General features: G+C 68.8%; 12 protein-coding genes. 10 read left to right on the plus strand and 2 right to left on the minus strand.

Features of this window, described 5'->3' with window-relative positions; all coding sequences use genetic code 11:
* The first annotated feature begins 22 nt into the window (after positions 1 to 22).
* Genes ACHZD8_RS06495 through ACHZD8_RS06510 form a run of 4 tightly spaced genes read left to right on the plus strand, consistent with a single transcriptional unit; the run spans position 23 to position 10,208 of the window.
* Positions 23 to 5,554 (plus strand): Ig-like domain-containing protein, encoded by a 5,532-nt coding sequence (locus tag ACHZD8_RS06495; RefSeq protein ID WP_394769353.1) that lies wholly within the window; start codon positions 23 to 25, stop codon positions 5,552 to 5,554.
* 22 nt (positions 5,555 to 5,576) lie between these two features.
* Positions 5,577 to 6,545, plus strand: a complete 969-nt coding sequence (locus ACHZD8_RS06500; protein WP_394769354.1) for an AAA family ATPase — start codon at positions 5,577 to 5,579, stop codon at positions 6,543 to 6,545.
* 10 nt (positions 6,546 to 6,555) lie between these two features.
* Positions 6,556 to 7,833, plus strand: coding sequence for a DUF58 domain-containing protein (locus ACHZD8_RS06505; RefSeq protein ID WP_394769355.1), 1,278 nt, complete (start codon positions 6,556 to 6,558; stop codon positions 7,831 to 7,833).
* A complete protein-coding gene (locus ACHZD8_RS06510) occupies positions 7,830 to 10,208 on the plus strand; it encodes a transglutaminase domain-containing protein (RefSeq protein ID WP_394769356.1) in 2,379 nt (792 codons plus the stop codon). Before ACHZD8_RS06505 ends, ACHZD8_RS06510 begins: the two co-directional genes overlap by 4 nt.
* Here the strand turns inward: ACHZD8_RS06510 and ACHZD8_RS06515 are convergent.
* The gene (locus ACHZD8_RS06515) at positions 10,150 to 11,229 is read right to left on the minus strand and encodes a Glu/Leu/Phe/Val dehydrogenase dimerization domain-containing protein (RefSeq protein ID WP_394769357.1); all 1,080 of its coding nucleotides are present in this window, start codon (positions 11,227 to 11,229) and stop codon (positions 10,150 to 10,152) included. The genes ACHZD8_RS06510 and ACHZD8_RS06515 overlap by 59 nt on opposite strands.
* Positions 11,230 to 11,387: 158 nt before the next feature.
* On the opposite strand from ACHZD8_RS06515, the gene ACHZD8_RS06520 reads away from it, so the two are divergent.
* The 6 genes from ACHZD8_RS06520 to ACHZD8_RS06545 all read left to right on the plus strand — a co-directional run bounded on the left by ACHZD8_RS06520 (position 11,388) and on the right by ACHZD8_RS06545 (position 17,468).
* Positions 11,388 to 12,017, plus strand: a complete 630-nt coding sequence (locus tag ACHZD8_RS06520; RefSeq protein WP_394769358.1) for an FHA domain-containing protein — start codon at positions 11,388 to 11,390, stop codon at positions 12,015 to 12,017.
* 191 nt (positions 12,018 to 12,208) lie between these two features.
* Positions 12,209 to 13,669 carry a 3-isopropylmalate dehydratase large subunit gene (gene leuC, locus ACHZD8_RS06525; protein WP_394769359.1) on the plus strand — a complete coding sequence of 487 codons (1,461 nt, stop codon included), beginning with the start codon at positions 12,209 to 12,211 and terminating at the stop codon, positions 13,667 to 13,669.
* The gene (gene leuD / locus ACHZD8_RS06530) at positions 13,669 to 14,280 is read left to right on the plus strand and encodes a 3-isopropylmalate dehydratase small subunit (RefSeq protein WP_394769360.1); all 612 of its coding nucleotides are present in this window, start codon (positions 13,669 to 13,671) and stop codon (positions 14,278 to 14,280) included. The genes leuC and leuD overlap by 1 nt, the downstream gene beginning before the upstream one ends.
* A complete protein-coding gene (gene murA / locus ACHZD8_RS06535; RefSeq protein ID WP_394769361.1) occupies positions 14,281 to 15,648 on the plus strand; it encodes a UDP-N-acetylglucosamine 1-carboxyvinyltransferase in 1,368 nt (455 codons plus the stop codon).
* A 106-nt stretch (positions 15,649 to 15,754) separates the two neighbouring features.
* Positions 15,755 to 16,429 carry a lysophospholipid acyltransferase family protein gene (locus ACHZD8_RS06540; protein WP_394769448.1) on the plus strand — a complete coding sequence of 225 codons (675 nt, stop codon included), beginning with the start codon at positions 15,755 to 15,757 and terminating at the stop codon, positions 16,427 to 16,429.
* Positions 16,430 to 16,433: 4 nt separating this feature from the next.
* The gene (locus ACHZD8_RS06545) at positions 16,434 to 17,468 is read left to right on the plus strand and encodes an NAD(P)H-dependent glycerol-3-phosphate dehydrogenase (protein ID WP_394769362.1); all 1,035 of its coding nucleotides are present in this window, start codon (positions 16,434 to 16,436) and stop codon (positions 17,466 to 17,468) included.
* Between the two features lie 6 nt (positions 17,469 to 17,474).
* On the opposite strand, the gene ACHZD8_RS06550 is transcribed toward ACHZD8_RS06545, so the two are convergent.
* A complete protein-coding gene (locus ACHZD8_RS06550; RefSeq protein ID WP_394769363.1) occupies positions 17,475 to 17,987 on the minus strand; it encodes a DUF3515 family protein in 513 nt (170 codons plus the stop codon).
* Positions 17,988 to 18,015 lie beyond the last annotated feature (28 nt).

The raw sequence follows: 18,015 nt of genomic DNA on the forward strand, positions 1-18,015 counted from the left end.
GGGGGTCCAGCGCATGCGTGCGGTGCTGAAATGGATCCGAACGCGCAAGACCATCGCGTCCGCGCTCGTGATCGCGGTGATCGCCGGCGTGCCGCTCACCATCGCGGCCCTGCACCCCGGCTTCCCCGTCTCCGACGTCGAGCTGACCTCCCGCGACGTCTGGGTGACCAACGGCGAGCAGCTGCTCGGCGGGCGGCTCAACCGGCAGATCGACGAGCTCAACGGCTCGGTCGTCGCCTCGAGTGCCGACTTCACGGTTCTGCAGGACGGCGACACCCTCTTCATGTACGACCCGACGGCCGGCAAGATCGAGTCGGTCAACCCGGCGTCCACCACGGTGACCTCGGCGATCGACGTGCCCAAGGGCTCTGAGGTGTCGTACGGCGGCACGACCCTCGCGATCACCTCGCCCAGGGGCGAGCTGTGGCTCGTCTCCGCGGTCGGCGACCTGCGGTTCAACTACGTCTCGGCGCCGCCGGTGCTCAAGCTGGGGGCGGATGCCCATGCCGTGGTCACCCGCGCGGGAGCGGTCATCGCGGTCTCGCCGTCGCGCAAGTCGATCTTCCGCATCCCGACCCTCGCCGACACCCCGCAGGCGAAGCCGTTCCCCGCGGTCGGCGCCTTCCAACTCTCCGCGGTCGGCGACAGGGCCGTGGTGTTCGACCAGTCCACGAACAGTGTCGTGACGGAGGACGGTCGTGCCCACAAGCTCCCCTCGAAGGGGCTGCGGCTGCAGCAGGTGGGCCTCGACTCCCCGTATGCCGTCGTGGCGACCGGCGACTCGCTGCTCGAGGTGGACCTCGGCTCGGGAGCCGTGCACACCGTCTCGGCAGGCCTGAGCTCGCCGGCGACGAAGGCCGCGCAGGTGGCGGCTCCGGTCTTCCTGGACGGCTGTGCCCACGGGGCCTGGGCGAGCGCGCAGAAGTACCTGCTGGCCTGCGACGGAAAGAAGGCCGAGCGCCAGGACATCGAGCAGCCGACCCAGGGCAACTCGCTCGAGTTCCGGGTCAACCGCTCGGTGATCGTGCTCAACGACCTCACGAACGGCAATACCTGGGTCGTGAGCGAGAACATGCGCCTGGTGGAGAACTGGACGGATGTGACGCCTCCGGAGGAGAAGCACACCCAGGAGACCGGCGACAAGAAGTCGGCGACCCAGTCGTTCAAGGACACGCTTGCGCAGCGCACCGACACCAATCGGCCGCCGACCGCCGTGGACGACGCCTACGGCATCCGGCCCGGCCGAACCACAATCCTCTCCCTGCTCGACAACGACTCGGATCCCGACGGCGACGTGCTCGTCATCTCGGCCCACGACAGGATCGCGGACGGCACCGGGCGTCTCGATCCGATCGACGGCGGCCGTGCGCTGCAGTTCACCCCGGCCGAGGGATTCGTCGGGTCGATAAGTTTCGGCTACACCGTGGATGACGGCCGCGGCGGCACGGCGCAGGCGTCGGTGACCGCGCGGGTCGTGCCCACCGGCAGCAACCAACTGCCCATCGCCGTGCGCGAGGCGGGGGTGAGCGTCGAGGCGAACCAGACGGTGAGCTACAACGTGCTCGCCGACTGGAAGGACCCGGACGGCGACGACCTCTACCTGATCGGCGCCTCCCCGAAGTCCGGCGACCTCGTGCGGTTCACCCCGGACGGCTTCATCACGTTCACCCACCAGACCTCCGAGCTCGGCAAGAAGGAGGTCTCCTTCCAGGTCAGCGACGGGCACGGCGCGCCGGTCACCGGCACGCTCACCGTGGACGTACAGCCCACCGGCTCGCTCGACCCCATCGGCACGCCCGACTTCGCGACCACCTTCACCAACGAATCCACGGTGGTCGAGCCGCTCGCGAACGACCTCTCGCCCTCCGGTGCCCAGCTCTCCCTGATCGGCATGCAGGACGCGACCGGCGGCGCGGTCGCCTCGTTCAACACCGAGCGCGGCACCATCCACTTCAGTTCGGGAAAGCCGGGCATCTATTACCTCAAGTACACCCTCGGCGCCGGGGACAGGACGAGCGTGGGCCTGGTGCGGGTGGACGTACAGGACAAGCCCTCCGACGACAAGCTTCCGCCCGTCGCGGTGAAGGACACGGCGTACCTGCGCGGAGACCAGCCGGCCACCGTCGCTGTGCTCGCGAACGACGTGAGTCCGAGCGGACGCGTGCTGGCCGTGCAGTCCGTGGCCGTCGACCCGGCGGCGAAGGCCAAGGGCCTCGTCGTGGAGCTCCTGGGCAACAGCCAGGTGCGGGTCACCTCGCCGGCGGCGCTCACCGACCAGGTCAACTTCAGCTACACGATCTCCGACGGGTTCGGCACGGCCACCGCCGGGGTCACCGTGGTGCCGGTGCCTCCCCTCACCAAACACCAGCCGCCCGTCGCGGCGAACGACGTGGCTAAGGTGCGCGCGGGCGACATCGTGACCGTGGACGTGCTGAAGAACGACTTCCACCCCGATGACGCCCCGATGACGCTCGACAAGAAGCTGGTGACGCCGCCGACCGCGGGCATCGCCTTCGTGGACAGGAACACGGTGCGCTACCAGGCGCCGACCGCGCCAGGCGAGTACCGCGTGGACTACCGCGTGGTGGACCCGTTCGGCGAGTCGGCCACCGCCAGCGTGACCTTCACCGTGACCCCGCTCGACGAGAAGAACAACCGCGACCCCATTCCGACGCCGCTGGTCGGTCGGGTGCTCGCCGGCGGCAGCATCCGCGTGGATGTGCCGCTCGACGGCATCGACCCGGACGGCGACTCGGCCCAGCTGCTGAGCTTCCCGACCAACCCCACCCTCGGCGCCGTGACGACGGTCGGCACCAACTACTTCATCTACCAGTCCTCGAAGACGTCGACTGGCACCGACGAGTTCAGCTACCAGGTCTACGACGCGTTCGGCGCGACCGGAAACGGCGAGGTGAGTATCGGGGTGATCCCCGCGCCCGCGCAGCTGGCGCTGCCCTCCGCCGTGCCGGACAACCTGTCGATCCGCCCGGGCCGTCTCGCCCAGGCCGACCTGCTCGCCAACGACTCCGACCCGCAGGGCGCCACGATCAAGGTGTCCAAGAAGCTCGTCGACGTGCCGAAGGGCATCGACGCCAAGGTCGTGGACGGCCGCTACCTCGTGGTGAAGGCGCCGCAGGAGGAGCAGTCGTTCTCGCTGCGCTACCAGCTCACCAACGACCGGGGCGGCTCGGTGATGAGCTACGTGCTGGTGAAGGTGACGAAGGACGCGCCCATCCTGCCGCCCGTCGCCGGCGATTACGCGATCAAGACGAAGGACATCGCCGGCAAGAAGTCGGTGAAGATCAACCTGTTCCCCACCTACGCCTACAACCCCTCCGGCGAGACCAACGACCTCAAGGTCACCTTCGAGGGGCCCAACGCCGACGCGGCCGGCGCCCTCGCCACCCCGGGCCGGGTGGAGGTGACGCCGGGCAAGCAACGCATGGCGATCGCCTACCGGGTCACGAACGCGCAGGACAAGCTCAGCGCGATGGGGTTCATCCTCGTTCCGGCCGCGGTCTCCGACAGCTTCGCCGACCCGCCCGTGATCGACCCGAACCTGCCGGTGCAGTACGTCTCGATGAACGAGACCAGGAGCTGGGACCTCAAGGACATCCTGAAGGTGCCGTCCGGCCGGGATGCCTGGATCACCGACGAGAAGACGGTGAGCGCCCTGCAGTCCAACGGCGACCGCGTCTACGTGGACAAGGACACGCTCAAGTTCACCCCCGCGAAGGATTACCGGGGGCCGGCATCCATCAACTTCACGGTGACGGATGGCGCGTCCCTCAACGACCCGAAGGGCAACAAGGCCAACCTGCGCCTCAACATCGTGGTGGGGGACCCGCAGTTCCGCGACACCCCGCCCGAGTTCACCGCTCCGGAGACCCAGGTGGAAGTGGGCGAGTCGACCACCATCGACCTGCGCGCCTCGACCGCGCAGCCGAACCCGCAGATCCTCAGCGAGGTCACCTACTCGAACATCACGGGCGGCAGCTCCAAGATCGTGCCGAGCCTCAACGGCTCCCAGCTCACCATCACCACCCCGCGGAACACGCCCAAGGGCACGACCGGCACCCTTGGCGTGACGCTGCGCTGGGACAAGTTCACCGTTCAGGGCACCATCAAGGTGACAGTCGTGGGCTCCACCCGGCCGCTCGCGGTCGCGGTCGACGACAAGCTCGAGGCCAAGCGCGGGGACCCGGCGACGGTCGTGCATCCGCTCGCCAACGACTCGAACCCGTTCCAGACCACCGGCGAGGCGCTCACCGTGGTGGATGCGAAGGTGCAGAACACCGGCCAGCCGGCCACCATCTCCTTCACCAAGGACTCCGTGAAGATCGCGCCGAGCCCCGCTCTCAAGAGTGGGGATGTGGTGGTGGTCTACACCGTGGAGGACAGCACCCAGGACAAGGACCGCCGCGTCAACGGCACCATCACGCTCACCGTGAGCGACGTGCCGGACCAGGTGGCGAAGCCCACCGGCACGTCCGCGATCGGCGGGGACGGAAACGCCACCTGGCGGTTCATCGCCCCGGCGACCAACGGCAAGCCCATCACGTCCTACGACGTGAAGACGAGCCCTGGGGGCGCGACCGCGAACTGCACCGCGGGCGCCGACTGCACAATCTCCGGCCTCCAGAATGGAACGCCGTACACCTTCTCGGCCCGCGCCATCAATGCTCGCGGGGCCGGCCAGTGGTCGGTCGAGAGCGACCCGATCACGCCGTACGGCACGCCCGGAATGCCGACCGTGACCGCCACGGTCTCGAGTCCGTGGGCGCCGACCGGGAGCATCCGGGCCACCTGGGCGGCGGTCACCAGCGGAGGCGGATCGACCGTCTACACCTGGCGAGCGAGCAACGGTGCGACGGGCACCACCACCGGCACGAGCTCGGCCCCGGTTTCTGGCCTGCCCGCCGGCAGCTACAGCTTCACGGTGTCGGCCCAGAACACCGGCGGAAAGACCGGTGGCACCGGCACCTCCAACACCGTGCAGATCCAGAACCAGACCGTGCCCGGCAAGATCAACCCGAGCGCGACCGTGGTGGATGACACCGACCCGGGAAGCATCCGCTTCGACTGGAACTCGCCTGGTGGTGGCCCCGCGGTGACCGACAACATGGAATACGTCTACTCGATCGACGGGGGCGGCGCAGTCGCGACAACGTCGACGAGTATTTCGAAGGGCGGGCTGGGCGCCGGATCGCACTCGATCTCCGTCTACGCGCGCAACAATGCGGGCAACGGCGCTGCCGGCACTGCGTCCGCAAACATCAAGGTGAAGCCGGCCAACCCCTCGGTGGAGCTGAAGGCCGACCCGCAGGGGCAGTCCGGTCAGGGCGGCAGCTGCTCCGGTAACTGCCACAAATACGACGTGACGCTGCACAACTTCGTCAACAACTCGCACACCATCAGCTTCTACTGCCAGGGCGCGTTCGGCTCGGACACCTTCTCGGGCAACACCTACCTCAGCACCAAGTTCTGCGGATTCTCCGGAACCTACGTGACTGTCGACGGTGTGAAGAGCAACACCGTCAACTTCAACTTCTAGCGATTCGATTGAAAGGGAGCACGTGCCAGTAACCCAGGAGCAGTCGGCGTGGTTCGCCGACGCCTTCCAGAAGCTCATCTCCAACGTCGACAAGGCGATCATGGGCAAGGACCATGTGATCCGCCTCGTGCTCACTGCGCTCATCTCCGACGGCCACGTGCTGCTCGAGGACTTTCCGGGTACCGGCAAGACCGTGCTCGCGAAGGCGCTGGCGAACACGCTCGACGGCTCGACCTCGCGCATCCAGTTCACGCCCGACCTGCTGCCGTCCGACGTCACCGGCGTGCAGATCTACGACCAGGGCAAGGGCAAGTTCGAGTTCCACCCCGGGCCGATCTTCGCGTCGATCGTGCTGGCCGACGAGATCAACCGGGCGAGCCCGAAGACCCAGAGCGCGCTGCTCGAGGTGATGGAGGAGGGCATCGTCACGATCGACGGCGAGGGCCACGCCGTGGGGGCGCCCTTCATGGTGATCGCCACCCAGAACCCGGTGGAGCAGGCCGGAACGTACAAGCTCCCCGAGGCGCAGCTCGACCGGTTCCTGATCAAGACCTCCCTCGGCTACCCGGACACCAAGACCGCGGTCGCCCTGCTGATGGATGTGACGACCCGGGCGCGCGCCTCCCTCGTCTCGCCCATCATCAAGCCGGACTCGATCGTGGCTATGGCCGCGCTCGCCTCCGAGGTGTTCGTCGACGAGTCGGTGATGCAGTACCTCAGCGACATCGTGGATGCCACCCGCACCCACCGCGACGTGGCGCTCGGCGTGAGCATGCGCGGCGCGATGGCGCTCGCCCGGGCGATCAAGACCTGGGCGATCGCGCAGGGACGCACCTACGCCACCCCCGACGACGTGCGCGACCTGGCCGTGCCAGTGCTCGCCCACCGCGTGATCATCGACCCGGAGTCGGAGTTCGCCGGGGTCAAGGCCGAGGACATCATCACCCGCATCCTCGTGGACATCACCCCGCCCACCTACCGAGCGGCCTGATCGCAGCGGCATGACGACGACACCGATCCCGAGGCAGAGCCGGGTGCTGAAGACGCGCCGGGTGCGCGACTTCTTCGCCGCGCTCGCCGAACGGTCGCGCCCGGCGCGCGTCGCCGTCGCGCGTGCCGTTGGGCCGGTGCTCGCGACGGTGACCGGCTCCGGCTGGCTGGTGCTCGTGGTCGCCGCCCTCTCCATCGTGCTCAGCCTCGTGTTCGGCTGGCAGGAGTTCAGCTATCTCGGCGCGGTGCTGCTCGCCGCCCTGCTGATCGGCACCCTCTTCCTGTTCGGCCGGTCGTCGTATGGCGTGTTCATCGAGCTCAACCCGCGCCGCGTGGTGGTGGGCGACCGCGCGATGGGGCGGATGCTCGTGACCAACACCGGAACGCGCGCGCTCACCCCCACGCGCATGGAGCTGCCGGTGGGCCGCGGTCTCGCCGAGTTCCAGCTGCCTTCCATGAAGCCGAAGGAGGAGCACGAGGAGCTCTTCGCCGTGCCCACCAACCGCCGGGCCGTGATCGTGGCCGGTCCGGCCGAATCGGTGCGGGGCGACCAGCTCGGCCTGCTGCGCCGCGCGGTCCGCTGGACCGACCCGGTGGACCTGTTCGTGCATCCGCTCACCGTGCGTCTCGTGCCGTCGGCGGCGGGGCTGGTGAAGGATCTCGAGGGCCAGGTCTCGAAGAAGATCACATCCAGCGACATCGCCTTTCACGCCCTGCGGCCGTACGTGCCGGGCGACGACCGGCGCTACGTGCACTGGCGCACCTCGGCACGCGTCGGCCAGCTCATGGTGCGTCAGTTCGAGGAGACCCGCCGCTCCCAGCTCACGATGATCCTCGCCACGCGCTCGGACCTCTACGCCTCGGACGAGGAGTTCGAGCTCGCGATCTCGATCACCGCCTCGATCGCCGCCCAGGTGATCCTGGACGACACGCAGATGAACGTCGTGAGCGACTCAGGCACCTGGCGCACCCAGAGCGTCACCTCCATGATGGATGCCTCCTGCCGCATCGAACCGGTCGGCCGGGTGTTTCCGAGCGTGCGGGACTTCGCCCGCGAACGCACCAAGAGGCTGCCGGCGCCGAGCGTCGTGATGACGATCGGCGGCTCGAACATGTCCACCGCCGAGTACCGCAGCGTCGAGTCGCTCTTCGGCCAGGACACCAATCAGGTGGCCTTCCATGTCTCCCTCGGCGCCGAACCGAAGATCTCGTCCGTGGCCGGTCTCTCCCTCGTCACGGTCGGCGCGCTGCGTGACCTCTCGCAGCTCGTGCGAAGGATCGCCGAATGAGCGCCGAGCCCACCACGACCCGGCCCGACAGCATCCGACGGGTGACCGGGCGAACGTGGGTCGACATCGCCGTGCTCCTCACCCTCGCGATGCTCGGGATCATCGGCTTCGAGCCGTCGTTCGGCGGCTACAGCTTCCTGCTCGCCGGCGTCGGCGGCCTCGCCGTGGGGGCCGCCACCGGCATCCTCACCTCGGTGTTCCGGCTCAACGCCGTCGCCACCGCGCTCGTGGCGGTGCTCGCCTACTTCCTGTTCGGCACCGCGCTCGCCGTGCAGTCGCAGGCCGTGCTGCTCGTGCTGCCGACCCTGCAGTCCCTCGCGAGTCTCGCCATCGGTGCGGTCTACGGTTGGGCCGACATCGTCACCCTGCGCACCCCGGTCGGCGCGCCGCAATACATCGCCGTGGTGCCGTACGTCGCGACCTGGATCGTGGCCCTCGTCGCGACGACCCTCGCGACCCGGTGGCTCACGTCCCGCCCGCGCACGGCGTGGCGGTTCGGCGTCGCGCTGATCGGGCCGATTGCGATCTACCTCGCCGGCATCCTCATCGGCACGGACGAGCCGTACCAGGCCGGCGTGCGCGGGGCGGCGTTCGCCGTGATCGCCCTCGTCTGGCTCGGCTGGCGCCGGCCGAACGGCGCCGTGGTGGCGCCTGCCGGGGCGAGACGCCTGCGCAACCGCAAGCTTGCCGGAACTGCGGTGCTCGTGGCCGGAGCCCTCATCGTGGGCGGGGGAGCGGGCCTCGTCATCGCGCCGGCGAACGACGAACGCTTCGTGCTGCGGGATGAGATCACGCCGCCCTTCGACCCCCTGCAGTACCCGAGCCCGCTCTCCGGCTTCCGGCACTACACGAAGGCGGCCGAGAAGCAGGACCTGTTCACGGTGAGCGGCCTGAGGAAGGGCGACACCATCCGGCTCGCCACCCTCGACTCGTTCACCGGCAAGCTCTGGACGGTGACGGGTCCGGAATCGAGCACGAACGGCTCCGGCTCCTTCAGCCTCGTCGGCCGCAAACTGCCGAAGCAGACGTTCATCACCCCGGACACCCGCCGCAACGTGACCTTCACGATCGAGAAGTATCGGGATGTCTGGCTGCCGAGCGTGGGCTACCCCACCTCGCTCGACTTCACGGGCGGTTCCGCGAAGGGAAGCGGCGACAGCCTGCGCTACAACGACGTGACGGGCTCGGCCGTGCTCACGACCGGGCTCAAGGCCGGCGACCGCTACGTGATGAACGCGACCCTGCAGCGGGTGCTCTCCACCGCCGACCTCGCCAAGGCCACGATCGCGAGCGTCGAACTGCCGCCGGTGACGGCGAGCCCGGACGTGGTGACGTCCAAGGCGCAGGACTTTGCCGGCAAGGCGACCACGCCCGCCGCGCAGCTCGAGGCGATCCGCCGCAAGCTCGTGGACACCGGCTACCTCAGCCATGGCCGGGCGTCGGACACCGTCGCCTCCCGGGCCGGGCACGGCGCCGACCGGGTGAGCGACCTGCTGCAGCGCAGCCAGATGGTGGGCGACCAGGAGCAGTACGCCTCGGCGTTCGCGCTCATGGCCAGGAGCCTCGGCTTTCCGGCGCGGGTCGTGATGGGCTTCGCCCCGAAGATCGCGGACGGGCAGAAGGCGGTGACGGTGACGGGCAACGACGTCACCGCGTGGGTGGAGGTGGCGTTCACCGGAGTGGGCTGGGTGGCCTATAACGCCACGCCCAAGGAGACCGACATCCCGCAGGACCAGACGCCGCAGCCGCAGAGCGAGCCGCAGCCGCAGGTGCGGCAGCCCCCGCGCTCGGAGAAGCACGACGACCAGCTGCTCACCCCGGTGAAGATCGACGACTCGAAGTCGAAGGACAAGAACGCCCCGTTCCTCCTGCCCGCCTGGGCCGTGGCGCTCGGCCTCGGCCTGCTGATCCCGGCCGCGCTGATCTTCGGCCCGGTGCTCGTCGTCGCGGGCCTCAAGAACCGCCGCCGGCGTCGTCGGCGCGAGGCGGCGACGGTGGATGCGCAGATGGCCGGCGCGTGGGACGAACTCGTGGACGGCTACGCCGAGCTCGGCTTCACCCCGCCGAAGAACTCGACCAGGACCATGGTCGCCGCGGAGTTGGCGAGCCAGCAGGCGGACGGTTCTGCGTCGGGACTGCGCGGCATCGCCCTCGAGGCCGACGACGCGGTGTTCTCCGGCCAGGAGATCGAACCGGAGCGCAGCGACCGGGTGTGGACGGAGGCGCTGGCCGCCGTCGCGGCGGCGCGTGCGGCGCTCACCGGCACCCGACGCTGGATCAGCCGGTACCGCCTGCGCCGCACGCGCGGTGCGCGGCCTACCGACCGGCGTCGAGCCGCGCCATGGCGAGCCTCTCGGCGGCCTCCAGCGTCGTGATGCCCTGGTCGCGCGCGTCGGCGAAGATCGTCGCGACCGTGTCCCCGATCGCGTCGACCCGAGCCGAGATGGCGGCGAGGTCGGCGTTCGGCTGCGAGGCGACGTCGAGATAGACCACGCCTCCCGCGTTCACCACGAAATCGGGGGCCCAGAGGATGCCGCGGGCCGCGAGCTCGGAGGCGCCCTCGCGCCGGGCGAGCTGGTTGTTGGCCGCGCCGACGACGCCGAGCACGTTGAGTTCGCTGATCACGCTCGAGGTGAGCACCCCGCCGAGGCCGCACGGCACCAGCAGGTCGGCGTGCACCCGCAGCGCATCCGCGACGTCCACCCAGGTGGCCCCGATCTCGCGGGCGAAGTCCTGCTTGGCCAGATTGACGTCGGTGACGGTGAGTTTCGCGCCGGCCCTGGACAGCGCCGTGGCGAGGCGGCCGCCGACCTGGCCGAGGCCCGAGATCACGATGTGGCGTCCGGCGATCTCGCGGCTGCCGAACAGCGCCTCGACGGTCGTGACGATGCTGGCGTAGACGCCGGCGGCCGTGGCATCCGCGGGCTCGCCGACGCCGCCCTGGTCGGCCGGCAGCCCGCAGACATGCTCGGTGCGCTCGGCGACGATCGCCATGAGCTCGGCGCTCGTTCCCACGTCTTCCGCGGTCATGTATGCGCCGCCGAGGCTCTCGATCGCGTCGCCCAGGTCGAGCATCGCATCGCGCTTCTGCTCGTCGGTGAGCACCGTGCCCACGGGGAGGTAGATCACGGACTTGCCCCCGCCGCGGTTGAGGCCGGCGGCGGCGTTCTTCAGGGTCATGGCGGCGGAGAGTCGCAGCGAGTCGGCGACGGCATCCGTCCAGTTGTCGTACTGCCACACCCGCGCTCCGCCGAGGGCCTGGCCCAGTCGGGTGGAGTGAACGGCGACGCTCATGATCAGGCCGGAACGCGGTCCCGTGGTGATGAGCACTCGTTCGTGAGTGAACGGGATGGCTGCGAGGGCATCCAGCGACGGCGATGGCTGCGTGAGGGTCAAGTGAGTTCTCCTTGGTGTGGCCTTGTGGGCTGAGGGCGTCGCGCGATTGTGGTGCGCGACAGGGTCCAGCCTATGCCGATTCGACCCTCACGGCCGAGGGAGCGAAACTCTCGTGCGTTAGCATTGCTCGCCTAGGCATCGCGGGGGAGGAGAGCACCATGACGACCGGCGAAACGAACCCCTTTTTGATCGTTCCCCCGCCCGGACTCGTGCCGGCCCCGGCGAGCGAGAAGCCCGCGCCGGCCGTGTCGCCGGCCGAACCGGACGAGTTCATCAGCCTTCCGCCGGGCATCGTCGACTCGGCGACCTTCCGCATCGACGCGCAGCGGCCCAGCCGAGCGGTGGAGAGGCCCACCGACGACATCGTGTTCTTCCCAGCGGCGCCGGGTTTTCCGGTGGCCACGCCCGCCCCGGCCTCCGATCCGGTCGACGAGGTGCTGCCGGATGCCCCGAGTGCCGGCTGGACCCTCCAATTGCCCGGGGGCACGACCGTCGCCATCGACTCGGCGGTGTTCATCGGGCGTGACCCGTCGCGCACGCCGGATCGGCCGACCGCCGAGCTCCTCGCGGTGGTCGACCCGGCCAGGACCGTGTCCAAGACGCACGCCCTGCTCGAGATCGACGAGCACGGCCTGTGGGCGCACGACCTCCGGTCCACCAATGGAGTGTTCATCACCGAGCCGGGCGGCGCCGAGGTGGACGTGCCGCCGGGATCGAGGACCCGGGTGCCGGCGGGCGCCGATCTCGAGCTCGGCGACTACGTGATCCGGGTGCAGCGCGGCGCGTGACGCCTCCTCCTTAAACTCCCCAGAATCGGTGTTAGCCTGTCTGGATGTTGTTCGGTCTGCTTCTCCTTCGTGGCCGCGACGGGTCCTAGCTTTCAGGCCTCCCCCTCGTCGCGGTGTGTTGCGTCGCGGGGTCTGGTGCTGGCATTAGCGCCGCTGGCTGACCACCGTTTGGTAGAGGAGAGCGCACCACAATGAACCATGTAGCCCCGGCAGTGCCCCGCACACTGGCCGAGAAAGTCTGGGACGACCATCTCGTCGTCAAGGGCGAAGCGGGCAGCCCCGACCTCATCTACATCGACCTGCACCTGGTGCACGAGGTCACGAGCCCGCAGGCCTTCGACGGCCTTCGCCTCGCCGGCCGGCCGGTTCGCCGCCCGGACCTGACGATCGCGACGGAAGACCACAACACCCCGACCCTCGACATCGACAAGCCGATCGCCGACCTCACGAGCCGCACCCAGATCCAGACGTTGCGCAACAACTGCGCGGAGTTCGGCGTGCGGCTGCATCCACTCGGCGACATCGAGCAGGGCATCGTGCACGTCGTCGGTCCGCAGCTCGGCCTCACGATGCCGGGCATCACCGTGGTCTGCGGCGACTCGCACACCTCGACCCACGGGGCGTTCGGCGCGATGGCGTTCGGCATCGGCACGAGCGAGGTCGAGCACGTGCTCGCCACGCAGACCCTGCCACTCACCCCGTTCAAGACGATGGCGATCACCGTCGAGGGCGAGCTTCGCCCCGGGGTGACGGCCAAGGACATCATCCTCGCGGTGATCGCGCAGATCGGAACCGGCGGCGGACAGGGCTACGTGCTCGAGTTCCGCGGCAGCGCCATCCGCTCACTCTCCATGGAGGGCCGGATGACGGTCTGCAACATGTCGATCGAGGCGGGGGCCCGGGCCGGCATGATCGCGCCGGACCAGGTGACCTACGACTACCTCAAGGGCCGGGCGCACGCGCCGACGGGCGAGGACTGGGATGCCGCGGTGGCCTACTGGAACACCCTGGGTACCGACGTCGACGCCGTGTTCGACGCCGAGGTGTTCCTCGACGCGAACGAGCTCGAACCATTCGTCACCTGGGGAACGAATCCCGGTCAGGGCGCGTCGCTCAGCGGAAGCGTGCCAGACCCCTCCGTCATCGCCGATCCGAACGAGCGATCCTCGGCCGAGCGCGCCCTCGAATACATGGACCTCGAGGCGGGCACCCCGCTCAAGGACATCCGGGTGGACGCCGTGTTCATGGGGTCATGCACCAACAGCCGCATCGAAGACCTTCGCGCCTTCGCCTCGGTGATCAAGGGCCAGAAGAAGGCGGATGGCGTGCGCGTCATGGTCGTGCCCGGCAGCGCCCGGGTGCGGATCGAGGCCGAGGCCGAGGGCATCGACCAGATCGTGAAGGACTTCGGGGCGGAGTGGCGGTTCGCCGGCTGCTCGATGTGCCTCGGGATGAATCCCGACCAGCTCGCGCCGGGCGAGAGATGCGCCTCCACCTCCAACCGCAACTTCGAGGGTCGCCAGGGCAAGGGCGGGCGCACCCACCTCGTCTCGCCGCTCGTCGCCGCGGCGACCGCCATCCGCGGCACTCTCTCCAGCCCGTGGGACCTCGGTGTCACGGCGAACTCCACTTCGGAAGGGGTGAACGCCTGATGGACAAGGTCTCCGTGGTCACCGGCGTCGCCGTGCCGCTCGAACGCGCGAACGTCGACACCGACCAGATCATCCCCGCCGTCTTCCTCAAGCGAGTGACGAAGACCGGCTTCGACGACGCGCTCTTCTACGCGTGGCGCCAGGACCCGGACTTCGTGCTGAACCGGCCGGAATTCGCCGGCGCCCGCGTGCTTATCGCCGGCCCGGACTTCGGTACAGGATCGAGCCGGGAGCACGCCGTCTGGGCACTGCGCGACTACGGCTTCCACGCCGTGCTCAGCCCGAGATTCGGCGACATCTTCCGCGGGAACGCGGGAAAGCAGGGCCTCCTCGCCGGCGAGATCAGCGAAGAGGACGTCGAGAAGATCTGGGCGGCGATCGAGGCCCAGCCGGGCATCGAGGCGTCGGTGGATCTCGTGTCCAAGACGGTCACGATCGGCGAGATGACCGCTCCTTTCGTAATCGATGATTACACTAGGTGGCGGCTCCTTGAAGGCCTTGATGACATAGGCCTTACGCTGCGCGATGAGGCGCAGATCACACGGTTCGAGCTCGCCAGGGAGACCTGGCGACCGCGCACTATACCCGTACAACAGGCAGTAGGTGATTGAGTGAACTCCCTTGTGAAGGATGCCCAGAAGGCTGGCGAACGAGTGGGCTTGAAGTCCGACCAGATCGTGATTACCGGAGGGAATCCTCTCAAGGGTCGCATCCGCGTGCGGGGGGCGAAGAACCTCGCGACGAAGGCCATGGTGGCCGCGCTGCTCGGTGAGACGCCGAGCGTGCTGCGCGACGTGCCGGACATCAGCGATGTCGAGGTCGTGCGCGGCCTGCTCAAGGTGTACGGCGTCGTCGTGACGAGCACCCTGCCCGGCGAGCTGCAGTTCGACACGAGCAATGTCGAGCGCGCCCACTTCGCGGAGATCGATGCGCACGCCGGCTCGAGCCGCATCCCGATCCTGTTCTGCGGTCCGCTGCTGCACCGCCTCGGTGAGGCGCGCATCCCGGACCTCGGTGGCTGCCGCATCGGCGACCGTCCGATCGACTTCCACCTCGACGCGCTGCGCGCCTTCGGTGCCGTGGTCGACAAGAGCTTCGAGGGCATCTACATCACCGCCCCCGATGGACTCAAGGGCGCGAACATCACCCTGCCGTACCCCAGCGTCGGCGCGACCGAGCAGGTTCTGCTCACCGCCGTGCGGGCCACGGGAACGACGGAGCTCAAGAACGCGGCGATCGAGCCGGAGATCATGGATCTCATCGCCATCCTGCAGAAGATGGGCGCCATCATCTCGGTGGAGCCCAACCGCGTGATCCTGATCGAGGGCGTCGACCGCCTCGTCGGCTACAAGCACACGGCGCTGTTCGACCGCAACGAGGTCGCGAGCTGGGCCGCCGCCGCGCTCGTGACCAAGGGAGACATCTTCGTCGAGGGCGCTCGCCAGGTGGAGATGATGACCTTCCTCAACGTCTTCCGCAAGGTGGGCGGCGCGTTCGACGTGGAAGACGACGGCATCCGCTTCTACCGTCCGGAGGGCGACCTCAAGCCGGTGACGATCGAGACCGATGTGCATCCCGGATTCATGACGGACTGGCAGCAGCCGCTCATCGTGGCCCTCACCCAGGCGACGGGCATCTCCTACGTGCACGAGACGGTGTACGAGGACCGCTTCGGATTCACGGATGCCCTCAACGAGATGGGCGCGAACATCGTCGTGCACAAGGAGGGTCTGCCCGACCACCCCCGCAGGGTCGCCCGGCGCGACTTCGAGCAGGCGGCCGTGATCACCGGGCCGACGAAGCTGCACGGAGCGAACGTGCGCGTGCCCGACCTTCGCGGCGGGTTCAGCTACCTCATCGCGGCGCTCAGCGCCGAGGGAGTGTCGACCGTCAGCAACGTGGGCATCATCAGCCGCGGCTATGAGCACTTCATCGACAAGCTCGAGGTGCTCGGGGCCGACTTTGTCTTCGAGGGATAACTCGGCAGTGCCGCGAGAGACAGCGCCGGAGCGCCAGAAGCCGGACCACCACAAGTCGGAGAAGATAGCGATCTTCCGCCTGCTGGCGGTGCTGTTGATTCCGCCGATGGAGTTCCTCGCCCGCTACGTGATCATCGACGGCGACAAGCTGCCGAAGCACGGTGCGTTCGTCTTCGCGCCCAACCACTACAGCGAGATCGATCCGGTGGTGATCGGGCGGGTGATGTACAAGCTCGGGCGCGCTCCGCGGTACCTGACCAAGGCATCCCTCTTCACGGTTCCCGTGCTCGGCTGGTTCCTGCGCACCTCGGGCCAGATCCCGGTCGAGCGGTCCGGCGTCTCCCGCGGCAGCGACCCCATCGCCTCGGCGAACAAGCTCGTGCGCGACGGCCTCGCCGTGGTGATCTATCCGGAGGGGTCCCTCACGCGGGACCCCGACCTGTGGCCGATGCGCGGCAAGACCGGCGCGGTGCGGATGGCGCTCGAGGCCGGCGTTCCGCTCATCCCGGTGGCGCACTGGGGCACCCAGCTCGTGATGCCGCGCTACGGCAAGAAGATCAGCCTGTTTCCGCGCAAGACCATTACAGTGAAGATCGGCGACCCCGTGGACCTCTCCGCCTTCGCGGGCCGCGGACTCGATCCGACCACGCTCCACGAGGCGACCGCGGTGCTCATGGCCGCCATCACCTCCCTGCTCGTCGACCTTCGCGGCGAGCCAGCCCCCGCCGAACCGTGGGATCCGGCGAAGCACAAACAGAGTGAGACCGGTCGATTTGAGTAACACCATGCCCATCAGAATCACGGCGCCCGGCGCGCGCAGGGTCGCCGTGCTCGGCGCCGGCAGCTGGGGCACCACCTTCGCGAAGGTGCTCGCCGATGGCGGGGCCGACGTGGCCCTGTGGGCTCGCCGGGCCGAGCTCGCGCGCGAGATCTCCCAGTCGAAGCGCAACAGCGACTACCTGCCCGGCATCAACCTGCCGCGAAACCTCTGGTCGAGCCCCCGCATCCCCGAGGTGATGGACGGTGCTGAGATCGTGTTCGTCTCCATCCCCAGCCAGTCCCTGCGCGAGAATCTGCGGATAATCCGCGACGTGATCCCCGCCGACGCCATCGTCGTGAGCCTCATGAAGGGTGTCGAGAAGGGCACCCGGTTCCGGATGAGCGAGGTGATCCACCAGGAGCTGCAGATCGACGAGAGCCGCATCGCCGTGGCTTCCGGCCCGAACCTCGCGCTGGAGATCGCGAAGGAGCAGCCGACGGCCGCCGTGGTGGCCTCGACGAGCCTCGAGACCGCGACCATCGTGGCAGAACTGGCCACCAATCCGTATTTCCGGTCCTTCGTGAACACCGACGTGATCGGCACCGAGTTCGGCGGCGTGCTCAAGAACCTCATCGCCGTGGCGATCGGCATCGTCGACGGCGTCGGCTACGGCGAGAACACGAAGGCGTCGATCATCACCCGCGGCCTCGTGGAGATGACCGACTTCGCGGTGGCCTACGGCGGCCTCGCGCAGACGCTCTCCGGCCTCGCCGGGCTCGGCGACCTCATCGCCACCTGCGAGTCCCCGCTCTCCCGCAACAACACCGCGGGCAGACTCCTCGGCCAGGGCTACAGCTTCACGGATGTCGTGGCCCAGATGAACCAGACGGCGGAGGGGCTGTCGTCGGTGGCACCCATCCTCGAACTCGCGGCGGCGAAGGGCGTGGACATGCCGATCGTGCTCCAGGTGGCCGGCGTGCTCGCCGGCACCATGAACCCGCGCGACATCGCGCCGCACCTCACCACCGACAGCGACAAGCCGGCGATCCTCGTCGAGTAGTGTCTGCTACCCGGTGGGGCTCGGCGTCGGCGTTTCCGTTCCGAGCACGTCGTCGCGACTGAGGCACTTCGACGTCTGCTTGATCGAGCCGACGGCGTTGGCCAGCTCGTCGAGGTACTGGGTGCCCTGCCCATTGGTGAGTCGGGAGTCGACGATCACTTCGATCGCCGGAGTGCGTCCGAACGTCGTGAACACGTAGACGGGTGCCTTCGAGCTGTCGCGCAGCCAGTCGATTCCGCTGACCGTGTGGCAGACGTCCTTGGTGGGCCCGGGCGGCGTCACTCCGCAGCGCAGCAGGATGGCGGCCGGGTTGCCCCAGGCGCTGGTGGCCTGGGCGTTGGTCTGGCGGATGGCCTCGTTCGCGAGGGAGTGCGGCAGGCGCACGATCACCTCGGCGCAGTCGGGGTTCGTGGCGTCGGCGGCGGGGGTCAGCGGCACCGTGGGGGTGCACGCGACGACCGCCAGGAGAAGGAGCGGTGCGAGCACGGCAAGGGCGCCGGCCCTGAGCTTCGAGTTCATCGCGTTCAGGCTACCGTTCCGGTCGTGG

It is taken from the genome of Lacisediminihabitans sp. (genome assembly GCF_043726815.1).
Taxonomy (GTDB): domain Bacteria; phylum Actinomycetota; class Actinomycetes; order Actinomycetales; family Microbacteriaceae; genus Lacisediminihabitans.

Coding starts and splice junctions, on each gene's coding strand:
- ACHZD8_RS06505 (WP_394769355.1), top strand. CDS start 6,556: ATGACGACGACACCGATCCCGAGGCAGAGCCGGGTGCTGAAGACGCGC.
- ACHZD8_RS06540 (WP_394769448.1), top strand. CDS start 15,755: ATGGAGTTCCTCGCCCGCTACGTGATCATCGACGGCGACAAGCTGCCG.
- leuC (WP_394769359.1), top strand. CDS start 12,209: ATGAACCATGTAGCCCCGGCAGTGCCCCGCACACTGGCCGAGAAAGTC.
- ACHZD8_RS06510 (WP_394769356.1), top strand. CDS start 7,830: ATGAGCGCCGAGCCCACCACGACCCGGCCCGACAGCATCCGACGGGTG.
- ACHZD8_RS06520 (WP_394769358.1), top strand. CDS start 11,388: ATGACGACCGGCGAAACGAACCCCTTTTTGATCGTTCCCCCGCCCGGA.
- leuD (WP_394769360.1), top strand. CDS start 13,669: ATGGACAAGGTCTCCGTGGTCACCGGCGTCGCCGTGCCGCTCGAACGC.
- ACHZD8_RS06550 (WP_394769363.1), bottom strand. CDS start 17,987: ATGAACTCGAAGCTCAGGGCCGGCGCCCTTGCCGTGCTCGCACCGCTC.
- ACHZD8_RS06545 (WP_394769362.1), top strand. CDS start 16,434: ATGCCCATCAGAATCACGGCGCCCGGCGCGCGCAGGGTCGCCGTGCTC.